This is a genomic window from Gottfriedia acidiceleris (assembly GCF_036421055.1).
In the GTDB taxonomy this organism is placed as follows: Bacteria; Bacillota; Bacilli; order Bacillales; family Bacillaceae_G; genus Gottfriedia; species Gottfriedia acidiceleris_C.
Window position 1 is genome coordinate 154,726 of record NZ_JAZGQS010000004.1, and the last position, 20,798, is coordinate 175,523.

Below are 20,798 nucleotides of genomic sequence, written 5' to 3' on the forward strand. Positions count from 1 at the left end.
CAATTGTCACAAAATGAGCGTTCTTTTGAAGAAGCAATAAAAGAAATTGAAATAATCGTACAAAAATTAGAGCAAGGTGACGTACCTCTTGAAAAAGCGATCGAATACTTTCAAGAAGGTATAAAACTATCTCAAATTTGTCAAGAGAAGCTTACTAAAGTTGAAAAACAAATGACTTCTATATTAAATGAACAGGGTGAACAAACTCCTTTTACTGTTGAGGAGGAATAATATGAACACTTTCAAAGATTTTATGGAGTATTCCAGTAGAATAGTAAATGATGAAATGATGAAATCGGTTGAAAGTTTAAAAGCACCAGAAAAATTAAAAGAATCTATGTCCTATTCATTGCAAGGTGGAGGGAAAAGAATTAGACCTCTTTTACTTTTCGCAACTTTAGATGCATTTGGTAATGATCCATTAATAGGGATAAAACCTGCATGTGCTTTAGAAATGATTCATACTTATTCATTAATTCATGATGATTTACCGTGTATGGATGATGATGATTTTAGAAGAGGAAAACCGACAAATCATAAAGTATTTGGTGAAGATCTAGCGGTATTAGCAGGTGATGGCTTATTGACATACGCATTTAAATTAATTACAGAAATGAATGATTTTCGTGTGTCTGATCAAGTGAAACTACAATTAATTAGTGAATTAGCGATTGCTGCTGGTCCTGAAGGTATGGTTGCCGGTCAGGTAGCAGATATGGAAGGTGAAAGTAAGGAGCTTAGTGGAGAAGAATTGCAATATATCCATGAAAGAAAAACGGGTAAAATGCTAATGTATCCAGTTATTGCAGGTGCAATTATTTCAAAAGCAACAGCCGAACAATTAGCTCACCTAACGCAATTTGCTTATAAACTTGGTATTGCATTTCAAATACAAGATGATATTTTAGACGTAATAGGTGATGAAGAAGTACTTGGTAAGCCAGTTGGTAGTGATATAGAAAATGATAAAACTACTTATGTTAAGCTATATTCGGTCGAGGGTGCGAAAGAAAGGCTTCATACATTTATTACTGAAGCGAAACAACATGTTCGCGCATGTGGGATTAAAGATGACTACTTAATCTCAATTTGTGATTTTGTTGAAAATCGCAGTTTTTAAACTTTGATCATAGAATTAACACCATGTCCATTGAATAGATTTATTCATTTATGTATAATGTAACTACTTTATAATCGTTAATGTTGTTAATAAAATATACAGAAATGTAGGCCGTTAACACATATGTGCTAGCGGCTTTCTTTTCATTTTGAAAAAACAATATTTATAATTTTGTTCTATAAAAATAAAAAACATTAAACAGATTTTAATAAAAATGGTATTATGATACATGGTGTTAAGAGTTAGTCTTTTAAGAAACTAGCGTTTAACTACAAGTATGGTAAAATCATTTTATAGATAAAATTACATAATAATGAATTATTTATATAGATTTAACATCTAGGAAGGTGAGTGATCCAAGATGGATCTTACGACAATTGAAAATCCGAGCTTTTTAAAAAATAAAACGAACGGTGAATTAGAAGTATTAAGTGAAGAAATTCGTAAATTTCTTATTCAGCAGCTTTCTGAGACAGGTGGTCATATTGCGCCAAATTTAGGAGTTGTTGAATTAACGATTGCATTACATAAAGTCTTTGATTCGCCTAAAGACAAATTTTTATGGGATGTAGGACATCAATCATATGTTCATAAAATATTAACTGGTAGAGCAAAAGAATTTACAACACTAAGACAATTTAAGGGGTTATGTGGCTTTCCTAAGCGAAATGAAAGTGAGCATGATGTATGGGAAACTGGACATAGCTCGACTTCACTATCTGCAGCAATGGGGATGGCTATTGCTAGAGATATTAAAAAAACTGGTGAATACATTATTCCGATTATCGGAGATGGTGCATTAACTGGTGGGATGGCTCTTGAAGCAATGAATCATATTGGACATGAACAAAAAGATGTCATCGTTATTTTAAATGATAATGAAATGTCTATCGCTCCGAACGTAGGTGCCCTGCATAGCATTTTAGGAAGACTGAGAACAACTGGGAAATACCGTTGGGCTAAAGGTGAACTTGAAGGTGTGATCAAAAAAATTCCTGGAATTGGGGATAAACTATCAAGTACATCAAAAAAATTAAAAGATAGCCTTAAATACTTAGTTACTCAAGGAATGTTTTTTGAGGAAATGGGATTTACTTATTTTGGACCAGTTGATGGTCATAATTTTGAAGACCTATTTGAATCGCTTGAATACGCTAAGAAAACGAAAGGCCCAGTATTAGTACATGTATTAACCAAAAAAGGAAAAGGATATAAGCCAGCAGAAAGTGATGATATTGGAACTTGGCATGGCACAGGTCCTTATAAAGTAGAATCTGGTAAGTTAATAAAGCCTGATAAAGCACCACCAGCATGGAGTAAACTTGTAAGTGATACTGTATTAAAATTAGCTTTAAAAGATGAGCGAATTGTAGCGCTTACGCCTGCAATGCCAGTCGGTTCAAAATTGGAAAATTTCCAAGCTCAATTACCTGACCGAATTTTTGATGTTGGTATTGCTGAGCAACATGCCGCAACTGTAGCAGCTGGTTTAGCAACACAAGGAATGAAGCCGTTTTTAGCAATTTATTCCACATTCCTTCAAAGAGCATACGACCAAGTGTTGCATGATATTTGTAGACAAAATTTAAATGTATTCATTGGAATCGATCGTGCAGGATTAGTAGGTGCTGACGGTGAAACTCATCAAGGTGTGTTTGATATTGCCTTCTTACGACATATACCAAACTTAGTTCTAATGATGCCGAAAGATGAGAATGAAGGCCAACATATGGTAAACACTGCAATTCAATACGAAGATGGTCCAATTGCGCTACGCTTCCCTAGAGGGAATGGAATTGGCGTACCAATGGATGAGCAATTAAAAGAAATTCCGATTGGATCATGGGAAGTATTAAGAGAAGGTTCTGACGCAGTTATCTTAACTTTTGGTACAACAATTAAAATGGCATTAGATGCAGCGGATGAGTTAGAGAAGGAAAATATTTCTGTTAAAGTAGTAAACGCAAGATTTATTAAACCAATGGATACTGCAATGTTAAATGATATTTTTAAGGCCGGTAAACCGATTTTAACGATTGAAGAAGCAGTATTACAAGGTGGTTTTGGTAGTGCTGTTTTAGAATTTGCAAGCTCAAATCATTTTCAAAACGTCCGCGTAGAACGTATAGGTATTCCCGATTTATTTGTTGAACACGGTGATGTTGATAAATTACTTGAAGAGATTCATTTAACAAAAGAGGAATCGGTTAAGAAAATCCGTAATATGGTTTTTAATAAATAAGAGGATGACATTTAAATGGCAAAAAAGGAACGAGTAGACGTACTTTTAGTAGATCGTGGATTAATTGAAACACGTGAAAAAGCTAAACGAGCAATTATGGCAGGACTTGTCTATACAAACGAACAAAGATTAGATAAGCCCGGAGAAAAAATAGATAGCGAACTCCCTTTACAAATTAAAGGTGAAGTGATGCCTTATGTGAGCCGTGGAGGGTACAAATTAGAAAAAGCTATAAACACATTCGAACTATCAGTTAAAGATAAAATTATGATTGATATTGGATCCTCAACAGGTGGTTTTACGGATTGTGCTCTTCAAAATGGGGCAAAAAAATCATACGCACTTGATGTCGGATACAATCAACTTGCTTGGAAATTAAGGCAAGATGAACGAGTGATCGTAATGGAACGAACAAATTTTCGTTATGTTAAACCAGAAGATTTAATTGAAGGGTTACCTCAATTTGCTTCAATTGACGTATCCTTTATTTCGTTACGTTTGATTTTACCAGTCCTAAAAACATTATTAGTACCTTCAAGTGATGTTGTCGCGTTAATAAAGCCACAATTTGAAGCTGGTAGAGAGCAAGTTGGCAAAAAGGGAATTGTACGTGATCCAAAAGTGCATGAACAAGTTATCGAAATGATGATCGATTTTGCACTTCGCCAAGGATATGATATAAAAGCATTAACTTATTCTCCGATAACTGGTGGAGACGGTAATATAGAATTTTTAATTCATCTTCATTGGGAAGGTTCAAAAGAAGTTGGAAATAACGAGTTAAATCGTTTACCAGTGGAAATTGTAAATGAAGCACATAGTGAATTGAAGAAGGTAAAATAATAAAAAGGAAACCAAATAGGTTTCCTTTTTCTCCTTTTTCAAATTAAGTAATTAATTTGATAGAATTTGTTCAACCTGATAAAAAAGAAAAGAAAAAAATATGTTCAAAAAATGCATTTTATGAAAACGTTTAAAAAAATATATACAATAACGAGTAGATTAGATAAGATATTCTTTAAGTAAGATATTTGTCGGAATTTGCAAAGAGGTGTATTATGAATAAAGGTCAGCGTCATATTAAAATACGAGAAATTATCGCAAAAAATGAAGTCGAAACACAAGATGAATTAGTACAATCGCTAAGAGACTTAGGGTTTAAAGTAACCCAAGCAACGATTTCACGTGATATAAAAGAATTACATTTAGTAAAGGTACCGTTATCTGATGGTCGATATAAATATAGCTTACCTGCAGATCAACGATTTAATCCATTACAAAAATTAAAAAGACTCTTGATTGATTCATTTATTAAAATTGATAGTTCAAGTCATTTAATTGTAATGAAAACTTTGCCAGGTAATGCAAATGCAGTTGGTGCATTAATTGATCATTTAGATTGGTCAGAAATTATGGGTACAATCTGTGGAGATGATACAATCTTAATCATTTGTCGTACGCCTGTAGATGCTGAGGATTTAAAAGAAAAATTTATTGACATGCTTCAATAGGAGAATGGTTTTAAAAAGAGGAGAGAAACTCATTGTTATCTGAAATTATCATTAAAAATTTTGCAATCATTGAGGAAGTTTCCATTTCATTTGAAAAGGGATTAACTGTACTAAGTGGTGAAACAGGAGCGGGGAAGTCAATCATTATTGACGCTATCGGTCTGTTACTTGGTGGTCGTGGATCTGCAGAATTCGTAAGATATGATACTGAAAAAGCAGAAATTGAAGGCTTATTTCATATCGAAAATGAGAATCATCTAATTTATTCAAGATGTAAAGAATTAGGCTTTGACATTGAAGATGAAATGATTATTTTAAAGAGAGATATTACTTCATCTGGTAAAAGTGTTTGCCGTATCAATGGGAAATTAGTGACAACTTCTATACTTAAGGAAATTGGTGGTTTACTTGTTGATATTCATGGGCAACATGAGAGCCAAGATTTAATGGATCAAGAACATCATTTACCAATGTTACAACAATATGATGAAAAAGCAATTGCTCCTTTGTATACTGAATATCAAAATATATTTAATAACTATACAGACTTAAAAAAGCAGTTAAAGCAATTAACTGAAAATGAACAACAAATGGCTCATAGGTTGGACTTAATACAATTTCAGCTAACTGAAATACAAAATGCGAATTTGCAAGAAAATGAAGACGATCAGTTGATGGAAGAAAGACTCAAAATTTCTAATTTTGAACGCATTTACAAGTCTTTAGTTGAAGCATATCAAAGTTTATCGCAGGATGGGTCAGGTTTAGATTCGGTCAGGTCGAGTATGTATTCTTTAGAGTCAGTAACAAATATTGATAATGACATTAAAGAAATGCATGAAGGTATCAGTAGTAGCTATTACTTATTAGAGGATATATCATATCGATTACGTGATTCCATCGAACAAATGGAATATGATCCAAATAGATTAAACGAAATTGAAACTCGTTTAAGTGAGATCTCTATGTTAAAAAAGAAGTATGGACACAGTGTTGCTGATATTTTAAAATACGCAGATGATATCGAACAAGAGTTGGATACTATTCAACATAAAGACATGCATATCGAGAAGTTACAAAAAGACTTAGATAATGTGACAATAAAGCTTATTAGTGCTGGTAAAGCTCTTTCAAATAAAAGAAAAGAATTAGCAATCAAATTGACTGCTGATATACACAAAGAATTAAAAGAGCTTTATATGGATAAAACAACTTTTGAAATTATGTTTGATGTTGAAGAAGGCCAAGAATCAGATCCAATGATAGATGATCAACATATAAAGTTTAAAAAAGATGGATTTGATTTTGTTGAGTTTTATATTTCAACAAACCCAGGAGAGCCTTTAAAACCATTAGCAAAGGTTGCATCAGGTGGAGAACTTTCAAGGATGTTCCTAGCATTAAAGAGCATATTCACGAAGCATCAGGGGATTACGTCAATCATATTTGATGAGGTTGATACAGGAGTTAGTGGCAGAGTAGCGCAGGCAATAGCGGAAAAAATACACAAGGTATCAATAGATTCTCAAGTTCTTTGTATAACGCACTTACCACAAGTTGCTTCTATGGCAGACACCCATTTATTTATCGCCAAATTAATTGATGGAAACCGAACGAAAACTTCTGTTACACCATTACGAAATGATCAAAAAATTAATGAAATAGCAAGGATGATCGCTGGAGTTGAAATTACAGATGTAACGATTCAACATGCTAAAGAATTGATTGATCAGGCGGCTTATGCAAAATACCAATCTCAATGAACTAAAAAGAGAATGTTTAATGATGGAAATTGTTTTCTATACATTAAATATTCTCTTTTTTTTATGGGAATTATTGATAAATTAGTAATTGGAAAATGCTAAATGAAACATACTAATACAACATTATACGTTAAAGAATCTATCATATTTTTACAATCATATTTTGCTTTTGCAAAGCTAACATTAACTACATAGCCACGAAATAAAAAAATGAAACTTGGCGCTAAGGAGAGTGATTCGCTTGTGAAAAATAGAAATGTTCATCGAATAATAAAAATTCTTCTCCTTTTATTTATAGTTGGTATTGGCGTGTTTAATATAAATCAAAATAATGTGTTTTCATCTACCATAAAAAATAAGGATCAACAAGAAATTGTTAATGTAGCACTTGGCATGAATGAATTACCAAGTAAAAAGGTAGATGTGAAAGTATTAAACAGTTTAAGAATAATACCAGGGGGACAGTCAATAGGAGTAAAACTTAACTCAGTAGGTGTCTTAGTCGTTGGACATCATTTAGTAAATACGAATTCAGGACAAAAGTCTCCAGGTGAAATTGCAGGTATTAAGGTTGGAGACATGATAATAAAAATGAATGGCAAACAAATCGAAAAAATGTCAGATGTATTACCGTTTATACAAAAAGCAGGAAAGTATGGAAAACCTATAAAAATCACTGTAAAACGCGAGGGTAAGTATTACACAAAAATGTTACAACCTATTAAGGACCAAGGACATAATAGCTATCGAATTGGATTATATATAAGGGATTCAGCTTCTGGTATTGGCACGATGACATTCATTGAACCTAATTCATTAAAATATGGTGCATTAGGACATGTTATCTCTGATAGTGATACGAGAAAAGCCATTGAAGTAGAAGATGGACATATAGTCTATTCAACAGTTACTGCCATTGAAAAAGGTGCGGACGGCTCACCAGGAGAAAAAATAGCACATTTTGCTTTAGATCGTGGAACGATTGGCAATATTACTTCAAATAGTCCATTTGGCATATTCGGTAAAGTTAACAATAAAATAGATAATGGGATCATGTCACAACCATTACCAATTGCATTATCAAATGAAGTGAAAAAAGGTCCTGCTAAAATACTTACTGTAATACATGATAATAAGGTAGAAGCATTTGACATAGAAATAGTAAGCAGTATCCAACAAAAATTCCCTTCCACTAAAGGAATAATCTTAAAAGTTACTGATAAACGTTTACTTAAAGAAACTGGCGGAATTGTACAAGGAATGAGCGGCTCACCAATCATTCAAAATGGAAAATTAATCGGAGCAGTTACACATGTTTTTGTTAATGATTCGACTAGTGGATATGGGGTTCATATTGAGTGGATGCTTGATGAGGCTAAAGTACCGATTTATGATTATCAAAATAAAAAGGTTTCTTGATCTAAAAAATACACCTAAATTATGTAGGTGTATTTTTTTGTGTATTCCATAATAGCATACTCATTATTCTATGAGAGGGCAAAAAGGGCTACACAGCATGTTTCATTCGGTTAATTCAAAGTACCACTCAATAAATGGTTAGTATATAAAAATACGCTAAAAAGCCCTTTCCAAGTAAAGATTATTTTCAAAAATGAAAAATAAACTTAATAAATATTTTGTAGTGTAATTTGTTAAAAATAAGTAAAAATAGGAAAAAAATGGTAATATACTATTAGCAACATCGAAAGATTAAAAAAAATTTAATGTAAAGGATGGTTGATATGACGGTTCATGTTACTGAATTGTAAATTTATATTAAAAATTATAAATTTACATACTATTTCATTTTTTATATAATGAATTATATGTATAATTCGACTTATTACATAGTAGTTTTTAACGCAATCGTCGAATGCTAGAAGAAATTGAAGAAAACTATCTATATTAATAAAAATATTCAGAATTTATAATAAAAACAGGAAATAAATTTTTATTGTCGAAATTATCGGTAATAAGTAATGAAAATTCACTTAGAGGATGTAGGGAGGAACGGGCGTGGAGAAAATTAAGGTATTATTAGTTGATGATAATAAAGAACTTGTTATTATGTTAGAAAACTACATTAACGCACAAACAGATATGGAAGTGGTTGGGGTTGCGTTTAATGGACAAGACTGCTTACCTCTAGTGAAGGATAAAAAGCCAGATGTACTAGTCCTAGATATTATTATGCCTCATTTAGATGGATTAGCGGTTTTAGATCGTTTACGAGCTGGCTTAGTTGAAAAAATTCCTAACGTAATTATGCTAACTGCATTTGGTCAAGAGGATGTTACTAAAAAAGCTGTTGACCTTGGTGCATCATATTTTATTTTAAAACCATTTGATATGGAGCATTTAATCAGCAATATCCGCCAAGTAGTCGGAAAGGGTAGTGCAGTAACGAAACGTAATGCCCCTTCTCTAGTTTCTAATTACGAAAGCAAGCCACGTAACTTAGATGCTAGTATCACAAGTATCATCCATGAAATTGGGGTACCTGCACATATTAAAGGATATATGTACTTACGTGAAGCAATTTCGATGGTATACAACGATATTGAGCTTCTAGGATCAATTACAAAAGTTTTATATCCAGATATCGCTAAAAAGTTTAATACAACAGCTAGCCGAGTTGAACGTGCAATACGACATGCAATTGAAGTAGCATGGAGCCGTGGAAATATTGATAGTATTTCTACATTATTTGGTTATACAATTTCAATGTCAAAGGCAAAACCAACAAATTCAGAATTTATTGCAATGGTAGCTGATAAATTACGATTAGAACATAAAGCATCTTAATTTATTTTTTATTATTCTTATTCAAGAAAAATTCAATTCCGATTAACTTCTGACAGTGATTCCACAGACATTTCTCTTAGCGAATAACTTCTTATGAGATCTTCGGTACTTTTTCGCATTAGCAATTATATTTGTAATCTGAAAACGTTGTCTATATGACAACGTTTTTTCATGTTGTTGAAACAAGCTTTGCAAGTTATTTTTTCATTGATGACTGATACGCTAATCACAGCCTTATTTATTTGTTCAAACTTAAAAGAGAGTCAGAAAGTTTAACTAATACTTTTAAAAAACTTTCTAAAACATGAAGTACGATTTCATTAAAAATAAAAATTGGTTTGCGTAATTAATTTTACTGTGTTATAATACTTAGTGCGCCACTGAAACAGATAGAAAAACGATATTATTACTACAAAATTTGGAAGAAAATTGGACGTATTCCATGACGCGTCAGCTATTTCGACCTTATTTAAAAATAGTAGTAGTGTCTGTTAGTGAAGATTGTTGTGAAACAAGCTGCCTAATGGAACGGCCCTGGAGCCGAAATTGCGAAAGAGAGGTAGGGCTTTCGCCAATAGACAACAATTTTTAAATTTAAATAACTAACATATATATTACAAAGGCTATTCGTATACGTTGTACGAATAGCCTTTTTCCATTTGTAAAATAAACTGATACTAATAGATAGAATTAAAAAAATAGGACATGCCAATATGGTTGTCCTATCTCTTTCTAGTTTAAAATATAAATACAATCGTGAAAACAATCGCTACAATAAAACGATAAACTGCAAAACCTGTTAGTTTTACTTTCTCTAATAATTTTAGGAAGGAAACAATCGCAAGTAATGCAACTACGAATGCAGTGATGAATCCAGTTGCGAATAATGGTAGATCTGAAGCACTTAAAATATCGATATTTTTAACAAAATCTAAGCCACTTGCAGCAATCATCATCGGTACTGCTAAAATAAAAGTAAACTCTGCAGAAGTTTTTCGATCAAGACCAAATAATAAACCACCTGCTATTGTAGAGCCTGAACGTGAGAATCCTGGCCATAGTGCTAACATTTGAAAGCATCCAATAATAAAAGCTTGTTTATATGAAATATGATCTAAATCAGATGATTTAGGATGTTTAGAGACTTTTTCAGCAACAATTAATAAAATACCGCCAGCTACTAGTCCGATTACAACTGTTTTTGGTGAAAATAAAACATCTTTAATGAAATCATGGAATATAAGCCCTACAATTCCGGCTGGAATGGCACCGATAATAATATGAATTAAATTGAGGTTCGTTTGTCTATAACCATCTGATTTTACTCCTAGTACTGACCATAGTCGTTTCCAAAAAACAACTACTACTGCTAGGATTGAACCAAGTTGAACAATTACTTCAAAAAATGAAGCCTTCTCACCAGTGAAATTTAATAAATCTGCAACTAAAATCATATGACCAGTAGAAGAAACAGGTAAAAATTCTGTTAATCCTTCTACCATCCCCATGATCAAACCAATTAACCAATCAGGTAACATTTAAAAATACCTCCATAAATACTTTTCGTTATAAAATATACACAATACATTACATTTTACTTGAAAACTAATTAATATGAAAGGAAGTTTAAATTAAAATTAGCTCATAATTGTTAATTATTTGTACAATTTTACATAAAAATGTAATTTAAAGTTCGCATTAAAAAAAGAAGGAGAAATAACTCTTCTACCCTCTTTAAAACGCTAATTTACGATTTAGATTGATTATCCTCAGATGCTTCTTCACTTTTCGTCAAATCCAATTCCATCAATTTTTTCATTAATATATGCTGTGGCATATGCATAATTTGTTCTAAAGGAACGTTTAGTTTCTTAGAAAGTAAAATTGCCGTTTCAGGCGAAATTTGCAATGGACGCATAATAATCCTCCTTAGTTTTCGTAAAATTAGTATACAATAAGAAAAAGAAGAAAGTACATATTTTCTAAAACAAGGGGGGAATTTGAGTGGTTGATATTATTGGTCATAGAGGTGCTGCAGGAACATACCCAGAAAATACAATGGTTTCTTTTATGGCATGTGAAGATTTAGGGGCAGACGGAATAGAGTTAGATGTACACTTGTCAAAAGATGGTGAAATTGTCGTTATTCATGATGAAACAATAAATCGTACAACGAACGGTAAAGGTTTTGTTAAAGATTATACTTTAGCTGAATTAAAGCAATTTGATGCTAGTTATCGATTTAAACGCCAATTTAAGGGATGTACAATCCCAACGTTAATAGAAGTATTTGAATGGGCAAAGGGAAATAACTTTAGTATCAATATTGAATTAAAAAATGATAAAATCGAATACCATGGACTTGAGGAACGAGTAATAAATTTAATCCGTTCGTATGAATATGAAAAAAGAATCGTTTTATCTTCCTTTAACCATAAAAGCATGCTGAAATTTCACTTAATGGCACCGGATATTGAAACTGCAGTTCTATTTAATAGAAGAAGTAAAGAACCGTGGAAGATTGCTGAAGATTATAAAGCAAATGCAATTCACCCTAATTATCGTATTATTACTGATGAACAGATAGAAGCAACGATGGAACATAACATAGCCGTAAGACCGTATACAATTAATGAACCAGCTGTTATGAAACGATTATTTGAAGTCAAATGTACTGCAATTATTACTGACTATCCAGAGCTAGCTTTCCAAGTGAGAAGTCAACTTCTTAGTAAATAAAAAAAGTGCTGTCATCAGCACTTTTTTGTTTTGTTATTTATCGTTTGATTTTTAATGAGACTCAAGATAAGCAATTGTTGTGATGAAGAGGCTTTTTTTAAGTATTATCTTTTTAAAAATCTGCCTTGAACTTTGTTTCGTTTACGATCTCTAAATAATACAAAGCTTCCAACTAAATAAAAACCGACTCCTAATGAAACAAGTCCGATTAATAGTTGCAATGGAAGATTTGGAATGCCAAAAGAATGGATAAGAAATACCGTATCACGAAGTAATTTAATTCCGATAACTGCTAAAGCTATTGGTACAACAATCACAACGAATGCTAACATACGTGTAAAGGATTCTTTCATGTTTATTAATTCCTCCGATAAAAGTAACAATAAATTTACGTAATTCTCTTTCTTCATAATCTTATACAAGGATAGTGTTGTCAAGACTTATAAAGCATTTGAAATAGACGAAAGAATGACTTTATATATATAATAGTCTAATGTGTTTAATAATTTGTTGAAATTAGTAGGTGAACTAAGATGAAACAAAACGTAATGATCGTTGGGATGGGAACAGGAGGCACAGCTGTATTAAAGCTTCTATCACATTCTGATTTATTTCATGTTGTTGCAGTAGTAGATATGATAAAAGAGGCTAAAGGTTTAGAATTTGCTAAAAGCTTAAACATTCCAATACTAAAGGATTGGAAGTCTAATTTAAACGAAGAGATTGACGTTGTCATAAATACTACTGGGGATGAAAATATCTACCAGGAATTAAACGAGTATAAACCTAAGAATACTTTAGTGATCCCAGGTTCTGTTGCAAAAATGATATCTGATCTTGTTCAAGAAAAAGAATCACTTTTTAATTTAATCAATAATAAAAAAAGACAACAAGAACTCATTTTGGACAACACTCACGATGGGATGATTGTGGTAGATAAATGGGGGAAAATTCTTTTATTTAATCGTTCAGCAGAAAGAATGTTACAAACTGATAAAGATGCTGCTATTGGTAGGTATATATTGGATGTTGTCCCAACTAGTAAATTACCACGAGTGCTTCAAACGAAAAAGAAGGAAATTAATCAAGAGCATATTTTAATAAATGGAAGTAAGATTTTTACGACTCGATTTCCAATCTTTCGAGAAGATGGTGAACTTGAAGGTGCTATTTCCGTTTTTAAAGATGATACTGAAGTAATTGATTTAGCAGAAGAGGTTACAAATTTAAAAGAAGTTCATAGTATGCTTGAAGCAGTCATTCAAAGTTCGGATGAAGCAATTTCGGTTGTAGATGAAAAAGGTAATGGAATTATTATTAATCCCGCATACACAAGACTAACTGGATTATCAAGTGAACAAGTTATTGGAAAACATGCAACGATTGATATTGCTGAAGGTGAAAGTGTTCATTTAAAAGTGTTGAAAACAAAACAAGCAGTTCGTGGAGTCCGAATGAAAGTCGGAAAACAAAATCGTGATGTATTAGTTAATGTAGCACCTGTAATCGTAGACGGAAAATTAAAAGGCAGTGTAGGAGTCATTCATGATGTTTCTGAAATTTCACAGTTAACGAATGAACTACATAGAGCACGTCAAATTATAAGAACACTAGAAGCAAAATATTCATTCGAGGATATAGCTGGTGAATCTGAAGGAATCAGTTTAGCAATCATGCAGGCGAAATTGGCTGCGAGCACTCCGGCTACCGTATTATTACGTGGGGAATCTGGAACAGGTAAAGAGTTGTTTGCCCATGCGATTCATAATGAAAGCGATCGCAAATATAATAAATTCGTTCGGGTCAATTGTGCTGCGATCTCTGAAACTTTATTGGAAAGTGAATTATTTGGTTATGAAGAAGGTGCTTTTTCTGGCGCAAAACGTGGTGGGAAAAGAGGGCTTTTTGAAGAAGCTAATAATGGTAGTATTTTCTTAGATGAAATTGGAGAATTATCACCTGCAATGCAAGCCAAACTATTAAGGGTCCTACAGGAGAAAGAAATAAGACGTGTTGGTGGGACAAAGTCTATTCCTATAAATGTGCGCGTGATTGCTGCCACCAATGTTCATCTGGAGGAAGCAATCGTTGAAGGAAAGTTTCGAGAAGATCTTTATTATCGATTAAATAAACTACCTATTATTATTCCTGCACTAAAAGATCGAATTGAAGATATTTTACCGATTAGCGAAAGATTGTTAGCAAAAATCAATCAAGACTACGGTCGAAATGTTGAGGGAATCTCATTATCAGCATTAAATAAATTAAAAAGTTACAATTGGCCTGGTAATGTTAGGGAATTGGAAAATGTACTTGGAAGAGCTGTTATCTTTATGAAATTTAATGAAAAACAAATCTTACCTGAACATTTATCAGCCATTGTACAAGTTAAGCAAGAACAATCTGTTCATCAAGCCGAAGTTCATACTGAAGAAATAAGCTCCCTTGATGAAATGGTTACAAATTATGAAGGTGAAATTATAGAAAAAATATTAATGAAAAATAATGGGAATAAAACAAGGTCAGCAAAAGAGCTTGGAATATCAGTAAGGAATTTGTATTATAAATTGGAAAAATACCATACTGCAAAAAATAGCACGCAATAATTTGCGTGCTATGAATATTTTTGCATACAATTACTGTCATTTTTCAAAATATTGTTGTAGAATAGATTTATTGGTGTTACTAGTACCTGGTACTAGAATGTTGATAATGTAAGGCTTTTCAACTATTTTTAAAATAGTTATATCCTTTTTAAAAAGTTGGCACGCAAATTGCTTTATATAGTGCAGGGGGATGAAAGGAAGGGCTTTCAATGAATTTAAAAGATATAATGTTACGCGCGAAAAATTATTCAAGGCAAACTGTTGCTGTAGCTGTTGCTGAGGACTTCGAAGTAAAAGAAGCAGTTTCAATTGCGTTAGATAATGATTTAGCAAACTTTTTACTTTTCGGTAACGAGCAAGCTATTTATGAAATGTATGAGGAATTATTAAAAAACGAACAGTATGCAGAGAGACTAAAAATTGTTCATTCTCATTCAAACAAAGAGGCTGCTAAAAATGCAGTTGTAGCTGTTCGCTCGGGTGAAGCTTCAATTGTAATGAAAGGTAATCTTTCAACTTCAGTTCTTCTAAAAGAAGTATTGAACAAAGAATATGGTTTAAGAGATAAAAGTGCTTTATCACATGTTGCAATTTTCGACGTACCAGGTAGAGAAAAAGCAGTAATCGTAACAGATGCTGCGATGAACATAGCACCTACATTAGATCAAAAGGTAAAAATTATTGAAAACAGTGTTGAAATTGCAAGGAAAGTAGGTATAGAAACCCCTAAAGTTGCTGTACTGGCAGCTGTTGAAGTAGTAAATCCTGCAATGCAAGCAACACTAGACGCAGCAACACTAACTGTCATGAATACAAGAGGACAAATTAAAAATTGTATTGTTGATGGACCATTAGCGCTTGATAATGCCATTTCTGTTGAAGCAGCTAAACATAAAGGCTTAACTGGAGAAGTTGCTGGGCAAGCTGATATTTTATTAGTACCTACAATAGAAACTGGAAATATTTTATATAAATCTTTAGTCTTTATGGCTAACTCAGAAGTGGCTGCACTTATTGCTGGAGCAAAGGCACCGATTGTTTTAACATCGCGTTCTGACTCTGCAATGACAAAATTATATTCATTAGCATTAGCTATATGTAATTCTAAAAACTAAACTTACACATTTTAAGGGAGCTGTTATTACATGGAAATCTTCAAATACTTAGAAACTTATGATTATGAGCAAGTTGTTTTCTGCCAAGATAAAGAATCAGGATTAAAAGCAATTATTGCGATCCACGATACTACATTAGGTCCAGCTTTAGGTGGAACAAGAATGTGGACTTACGAATCAGAAGAAGCTGCAATTGAAGATGCTCTACGTTTAGCAAAAGGTATGACTTATAAAAATGCCGCTGCTGGCTTAAACTTAGGTGGAGGAAAAACTGTAATCATCGGTGATCCACGTAAAGATAAAAACGAAGCAATGTTCCGTGCATTTGGTCGTTATATCCAAGGCTTAAATGGTCGATACATTACTGCTGAAGATGTAGGTACAACTGTTGCAGATATGGATTTAATCCATGAAGAAACTGATTATGTAACTGGTATTTCACCATCATTCGGTTCTTCAGGTAACCCATCTCCAGTTACTGCATTTGGTGTTTACCGTGGGATGAAAGCTGCAGCAAAAGAAGCATTTGGTACTGACAGCTTAGAAGGTAAAAAAGTTGCAATCCAAGGTGTTGGTAATGTTGCTTACAGCCTTTGCGAGTACTTACACGAAGAAGGAGCTCAATTAATCGTAACAGATATCAATAAAGAAGCTGTTCAACGTGCAGTAGAAGCATTTGGAGCTACAGCAGTAGATCCAGATGATATTTATGGAGTTGAATGTGATATTTATGCTCCATGTGCATTAGGTGCAACAATTAACGATAAAACAATCCCACAATTAAAAGCAAAAGTTATTGCAGGTTCTGCAAATAACCAATTAAAAGAAACTCGTCATGGTGATTTAATCCATGAATTAGGAATCGTTTATGCTCCTGACTATGTAATCAATTCTGGTGGAGTAATTAACGTTGCAGATGAGTTATACGGATACAACTACGACCGTGCAATGAAAAAGGTTGAAGGTTTATACGATAACATTGCAAAAGTTATCGAAATTTCAAAACGTGACGGTATTCCAACTTATTTAGCTGCAGACCGTTTAGCTGAAGAGCGTATTGCTACTATGGCAAAATCTCGTAGCCAATTTTTATCAAATGGTCACAACATCTTAAGCAGAAGATAATTGACTAAAATTTAATTGAAATTCCTTTATTTTTTAGGTGGAAAGAAAGAGTGAAGTGATAGTACCTCTTTCTTTCTAGTTATAAAGGTAAGGTAAACTAAGAAGGGAGAGTGTTGACAATGCATCGTATTTTAGTAATTAATCCTGGCAGCACATCCACAAAGGTTGGTGTATTTGATGATGAAAAACCAATTTTTGAACAAACAATACGCCATGACGATGAAGAATTAAATAAATACAAAACAATCATTGATCAATATGAATTTAGAAAAAATGTTATTTTAGAGGTATTACACAAAGAAGGTATTAACATTTCTAAACTAAGCGCTGTATGTGGTCGAGGTGGATTACTTAGACCAATCGAAGGCGGAACTTATGCAGTAAATGAAATCATGTTAGAAGATTTGAAAATTGGTTATAGTGGTCAACATGCTTCAAATCTTGGTGGAATTATTGCTAATGAGATTGCACAAGGATTAAACATCCCAGCATTTATCGTTGATCCAGTAGTTGTTGATGAATTAGATCCGGTTGCTAGAATCAGCGGACAATCACTTATGGAAAGAAGAAGTGTTTTCCATGCTTTAAATCAAAAAGCTGTAGCACGAAAAGTGTCAAAGCAGTTAGAACAGTCATATAACGATTTAAACCTAATTATCGCCCATATGGGTGGAGGTGTGAGTGTTGGTGCTCATAAAAAAGGACGCGTAATTGATGTTAATAACGGTTTAGATGGTGAAGGACCTTTCAGTCCAGAGCGAGCTGGAACTGTACCAATTGGTGATTTAATAAAACTTTGTTACTCTGGTGACTATTATATTAACGAAGTTCAAAAAATGATGGTCGGTCAAGGTGGATTAGTTAGCTATCTTGGTACAGCAGATGCAATTAAAGTGGAAAATATGATTGAAGATGGTGACGAAAAAGCTGCATTAGTATATGAAGCAATGGCGTATCAAGTCGCAAAAGAAATTGGAAGTGCGGCAGCTGTTCTTGAAGGCAATATTGATGCAATTATCTTAACAGGTGGAATTGCTTATAGTGATTTTATCGTTAATGAAATAACAAAAAGAGTTAAATGGATGGCACGTGTAATTGTTTTACCAGGTGAAAATGAACTTCAAGCTCTTTGTGAAGGTGCTCTTCGCGTACTTAGAGAAGAAGAAGAAGCAAAAATCTATCCTGGAGAATTTGCAGTTAAATCTTTAGTATAAATGTGAGGAGAATTTCATCATGGCAACAGAATATGATTTAGTCGTACTCGGTGGCGGTACAGGCGGCTATGTAGCTGCTATTCGTGCTTCTCAATTAGGATTAAAAGTAGCGGTAGTAGAAAAAAATAAACTAGGTGGAACTTGCTTACATGCAGGCTGTATCCCAAGTAAAGCATTATTACGTAGTGCCGAAGTTTTTTCAACTGCTAAGAAAAGTGAAGAGTTTGGTGTTGAAACATCAGGCGTAACATTAAACTTTAGCAAAGTACAACAAAGAAAAGAAAATATCGTTGCCGGACTTCATAAAGGTGTTGAACACTTAATGAAACAAGGTAAAATTGATGTATACAATGGTTTAGGACGTATTTTAGGTCCTTCAATCTTCTCTCCAATGCCAGGAACAATTTCAGTAGAAATGAACGATGGTAGCGAGAACGAAATGCTAATTCCTAAAAACGTATTAGTCGCAACTGGTTCAAGACCAAAATCTTTACCTGGATTAACTATTGATGGTGAGCATGTAATGTCATCAGACGAGGCGTTAAAAATGGAGTCACTTCCTGAGTCAATTATTATCGTTGGTGGCGGTGTAATCGGTATTGAGTGGGCTTCAATGTTAGCAGATTTTGGTGTTGAGGTAACAGTAATCGAGTATAGTAAAACTATTTTACCTTTAGAAGACGAAGAAATTTCTAAAGAAATGACTAGATTATTAAAGAAAAAAGGAATTAAATTAGTTACTGATGCAAAAGTTTTAGCAGAAACTTTAGTAATCGACAATGGTGTTAGAATTAATGCACTTCATAAAGATACTGAGAAATCTTTCACCGCTGAAAAAATGTTAGTTTCTGTTGGCCGTCAAGCGAATGTTGAAGGAATTGGTTTAGAGAATACTGATATCGTAGTTGAAAATGGATTTATCCAAACAAATGCTAATTACCAAACTAAAGAATCACATATTTATGCGATTGGTGATGTTATTGGTGGCTTACAATTAGCACATGTTGCTTCAAGAGAAGGAACAATTGCTGTTGAGCATATTGCAGGAAATTCACCACTTCCATTAGATCCGACAATGGTAAGTAAATGTGTTTATAGTAATCCAGAAGTTGCATCTGTTGGTTTAACTGAGCGTGAAGCAAAAGAAAAAGGCTATACTGTTAAAAAAGGTAAATTCTCATTCCGTGCAATCGGTAAAGCTTTAGTTTACGGTGAGCATGATGGATTTGTTAAAATAATTGTTGATGAAGAGACGAATGATTTACTAGGTGTCCATATGATTGGACCTCATGTAACTGATATGATCTCTGAAGCAGGTTTAGCACGAGTATTAGATGCAACTGCATGGGAAATTTCTCATACAATTCATCCACATCCATCATTATCTGAAGCAATTGGAGAAGCTGCACTTGCTGTAGAAGGATTAGCAATTCACTCTTAATTTAAAAAATTGAAATGTAGAGAGAAATCTCTACATTTCATCACTATAATGATTTAAAACGCTTCCACACATGTATGTGGTAAAAGGGGGATATTTATGGAAAAGGTTACAACTTCAAACCGTCATGAACAGCTGGGTCTATCAAATGATGACGTTCTTAGTATGTATGAAACAATGCTAATGGCACGTCGTATTGATGAGCGTATGTGGTTATTAAATCGTGCTGGTAAAATTCCGTTCGTAATTTCTTGTCAAGGTCAAGAAGCAGCTCAAGTTGGATCAGCATATGCGTTAGATAATACAAAAGATTACGTATTACCATATTACCGTGATATGGGTGTAGTTTTACAATTCGGAATGACAGCAAAAGAATTAATGCTTTCTGGTTTTGCAAAAGCAGAAGATCCAAACTCTGGTGGACGTCAAATGCCAGGTCATTTTGGACAAAAGAAAAATCGTATCGTTACAGGTTCATCTCCAGTTACAACTCAAGTACCTCATGCTGTAGGTGTTTCACTAGCTGCTAAAATGGAAGGTAAAGATATTGTTTCTTGGGTTTCATTTGGTGAAGGTTCTTCTAACCAAGGTGATTTCCATGAAGGCGCAAACTTTGCTGGTGTACATAAGTTACCAGTAATTTTCATGTGTGAAAATAACAAATATGCGATCTCAGTACCGATTGAGAAACAATTAGCATGTGAAAAAGTATCTGATCGTGCAATTGGATATGGCATGCCTGGTTTCACTGTTGATGGAAATGATCCATTAGAAGTTTATCGTGTAACAAAAGAAGCAGTTGACCGTGCTCGTCGTGGAGAAGGTCCAACATTAATCGAAGCTGTATCTTATCGATTAACTGCACACTCAAGTGATGATGATGATCGTATTTACCGTTCTCGTGAAGAAGTAGAAGAAGCAAAAAGCAAAGATTGTTTATTCACATTTGCTAAATACCTTCATGAAGTTGGTGTCTTAACAGAAGAATTAGAAAAAGAAATAGATACAAAAATTCGTGCGATCGTTGATGAAGCAACTGACTACGCAGAAAACGCTCCATATGCAGCACCTGAGCATGCATTGAAGTTTGTTTACGAAGAATAAGAGGGGGTAGGACAAT

The 20,798-nt window shown here is 33.4% G+C and carries 17 protein-coding genes and 1 pseudogene; 15 read left to right on the forward strand and 3 right to left on the reverse strand.

The features are described from left to right. Positions 1 to 3 precede the first annotated feature (3 nt). The 8 genes and pseudogenes from RAH41_RS07835 to spo0A all read left to right on the forward strand — a co-directional run bounded on the left by RAH41_RS07835 (position 4) and on the right by spo0A (position 9,441). Positions 4 to 231 (forward strand): exodeoxyribonuclease VII small subunit, encoded by a 228-nt coding sequence (locus RAH41_RS07835; RefSeq protein WP_419179245.1) that lies wholly within the window; start codon positions 4 to 6, stop codon positions 229 to 231. A 1-nt stretch (position 232) separates the two neighbouring features. Next, positions 233 to 1,120, forward strand: a complete 888-nt coding sequence (locus tag RAH41_RS07840; protein ID WP_419471575.1) for a polyprenyl synthetase family protein — start codon at positions 233 to 235, stop codon at positions 1,118 to 1,120. A gap of 361 nt (positions 1,121 to 1,481) precedes the next feature. Further along, on the forward strand, positions 1,482 to 3,362 hold the full coding sequence (gene dxs / locus RAH41_RS07845; protein WP_331221676.1) for a 1-deoxy-D-xylulose-5-phosphate synthase: 1,881 nt from the start codon (positions 1,482 to 1,484) through the stop codon (positions 3,360 to 3,362). A 15-nt stretch (positions 3,363 to 3,377) separates the two neighbouring features. Beyond that, positions 3,378 to 4,205 (forward strand): TlyA family RNA methyltransferase, encoded by an 828-nt coding sequence (locus RAH41_RS07850; RefSeq protein ID WP_331221678.1) that lies wholly within the window; start codon positions 3,378 to 3,380, stop codon positions 4,203 to 4,205. Positions 4,206 to 4,420: 215 nt separating this feature from the next. Next, positions 4,421 to 4,873, forward strand: a complete 453-nt coding sequence (ahrC, locus tag RAH41_RS07855) for a transcriptional regulator AhrC/ArgR (RefSeq protein WP_069034068.1) — start codon at positions 4,421 to 4,423, stop codon at positions 4,871 to 4,873. A 32-nt stretch (positions 4,874 to 4,905) separates the two neighbouring features. Continuing rightward, the gene (gene recN, locus RAH41_RS07860; protein WP_331221680.1) at positions 4,906 to 6,636 is read left to right on the forward strand and encodes a DNA repair protein RecN; all 1,731 of its coding nucleotides are present in this window, start codon (positions 4,906 to 4,908) and stop codon (positions 6,634 to 6,636) included. Between the two features lie 309 nt (positions 6,637 to 6,945). Next, positions 6,946 to 8,055, forward strand: a pseudogene (spoIVB, locus tag RAH41_RS07865) (SpoIVB peptidase); the annotation flags it as partial. 597 nt (positions 8,056 to 8,652) lie between these two features. Beyond that, entirely contained in the window at positions 8,653 to 9,441 is a 789-nt protein-coding gene (gene spo0A, locus RAH41_RS07870) for a sporulation transcription factor Spo0A (RefSeq protein WP_069034065.1), read from the forward strand. A 737-nt stretch (positions 9,442 to 10,178) separates the two neighbouring features. On the opposite strand, the gene bacA is transcribed toward spo0A, so the two are convergent. After that, a complete protein-coding gene (gene bacA / locus RAH41_RS07875; protein WP_097974501.1) occupies positions 10,179 to 10,979 on the reverse strand; it encodes an undecaprenyl-diphosphate phosphatase in 801 nt (266 codons plus the stop codon). 209 nt (positions 10,980 to 11,188) lie between these two features. Next, positions 11,189 to 11,359 (reverse strand): YycC family protein, encoded by a 171-nt coding sequence (locus RAH41_RS07880; protein WP_331221686.1) that lies wholly within the window; start codon positions 11,357 to 11,359, stop codon positions 11,189 to 11,191. 86 nt (positions 11,360 to 11,445) lie between these two features. Here RAH41_RS07880 and RAH41_RS07885 point away from each other — a divergent pair, with 86 nt between their 5' ends. Beyond that, positions 11,446 to 12,180, forward strand: coding sequence for a glycerophosphodiester phosphodiesterase (locus RAH41_RS07885; protein WP_331221687.1), 735 nt, complete (start codon positions 11,446 to 11,448; stop codon positions 12,178 to 12,180). A 104-nt stretch (positions 12,181 to 12,284) separates the two neighbouring features. Here the strand turns inward: RAH41_RS07885 and RAH41_RS07890 are convergent, their stop codons facing one another. Beyond that, on the reverse strand, positions 12,285 to 12,533 hold the full coding sequence (locus tag RAH41_RS07890; protein WP_069034062.1) for a DUF2627 domain-containing protein: 249 nt from the start codon (positions 12,531 to 12,533) through the stop codon (positions 12,285 to 12,287). Positions 12,534 to 12,713: 180 nt separating this feature from the next. Between RAH41_RS07890 and RAH41_RS07895 the strand changes: the two genes are divergently transcribed. From RAH41_RS07895 to RAH41_RS07920, 6 genes are all read left to right on the forward strand, one after another. After that, positions 12,714 to 14,786 carry a sigma-54-dependent Fis family transcriptional regulator gene (locus tag RAH41_RS07895; protein WP_331221689.1) on the forward strand — a complete coding sequence of 691 codons (2,073 nt, stop codon included), beginning with the start codon at positions 12,714 to 12,716 and terminating at the stop codon, positions 14,784 to 14,786. Positions 14,787 to 14,995: 209 nt separating this feature from the next. After that, entirely contained in the window at positions 14,996 to 15,901 is a 906-nt protein-coding gene (yqiS, locus tag RAH41_RS07900; protein WP_331221691.1) for a phosphate butyryltransferase, read from the forward strand. 30 nt (positions 15,902 to 15,931) lie between these two features. Next, positions 15,932 to 17,026 carry a branched-chain amino acid dehydrogenase gene (gene bcd, locus RAH41_RS07905; protein ID WP_097974510.1) on the forward strand — a complete coding sequence of 365 codons (1,095 nt, stop codon included), beginning with the start codon at positions 15,932 to 15,934 and terminating at the stop codon, positions 17,024 to 17,026. 113 nt (positions 17,027 to 17,139) lie between these two features. Then, positions 17,140 to 18,240, forward strand: a complete 1,101-nt coding sequence (gene buk, locus RAH41_RS07910; protein ID WP_176522468.1) for a butyrate kinase — start codon at positions 17,140 to 17,142, stop codon at positions 18,238 to 18,240. 19 nt (positions 18,241 to 18,259) lie between these two features. Beyond that, complete coding sequence (gene lpdA, locus RAH41_RS07915; RefSeq protein ID WP_331221693.1) at positions 18,260 to 19,681, forward strand: dihydrolipoyl dehydrogenase; 1,422 nt, start codon at positions 18,260 to 18,262, stop codon at positions 19,679 to 19,681. A 96-nt stretch (positions 19,682 to 19,777) separates the two neighbouring features. Then, complete coding sequence (locus RAH41_RS07920) at positions 19,778 to 20,782, forward strand: thiamine pyrophosphate-dependent dehydrogenase E1 component subunit alpha (RefSeq protein WP_248268724.1); 1,005 nt, start codon at positions 19,778 to 19,780, stop codon at positions 20,780 to 20,782. The last annotated feature ends 16 nt before the right edge of the window (positions 20,783 to 20,798 follow it).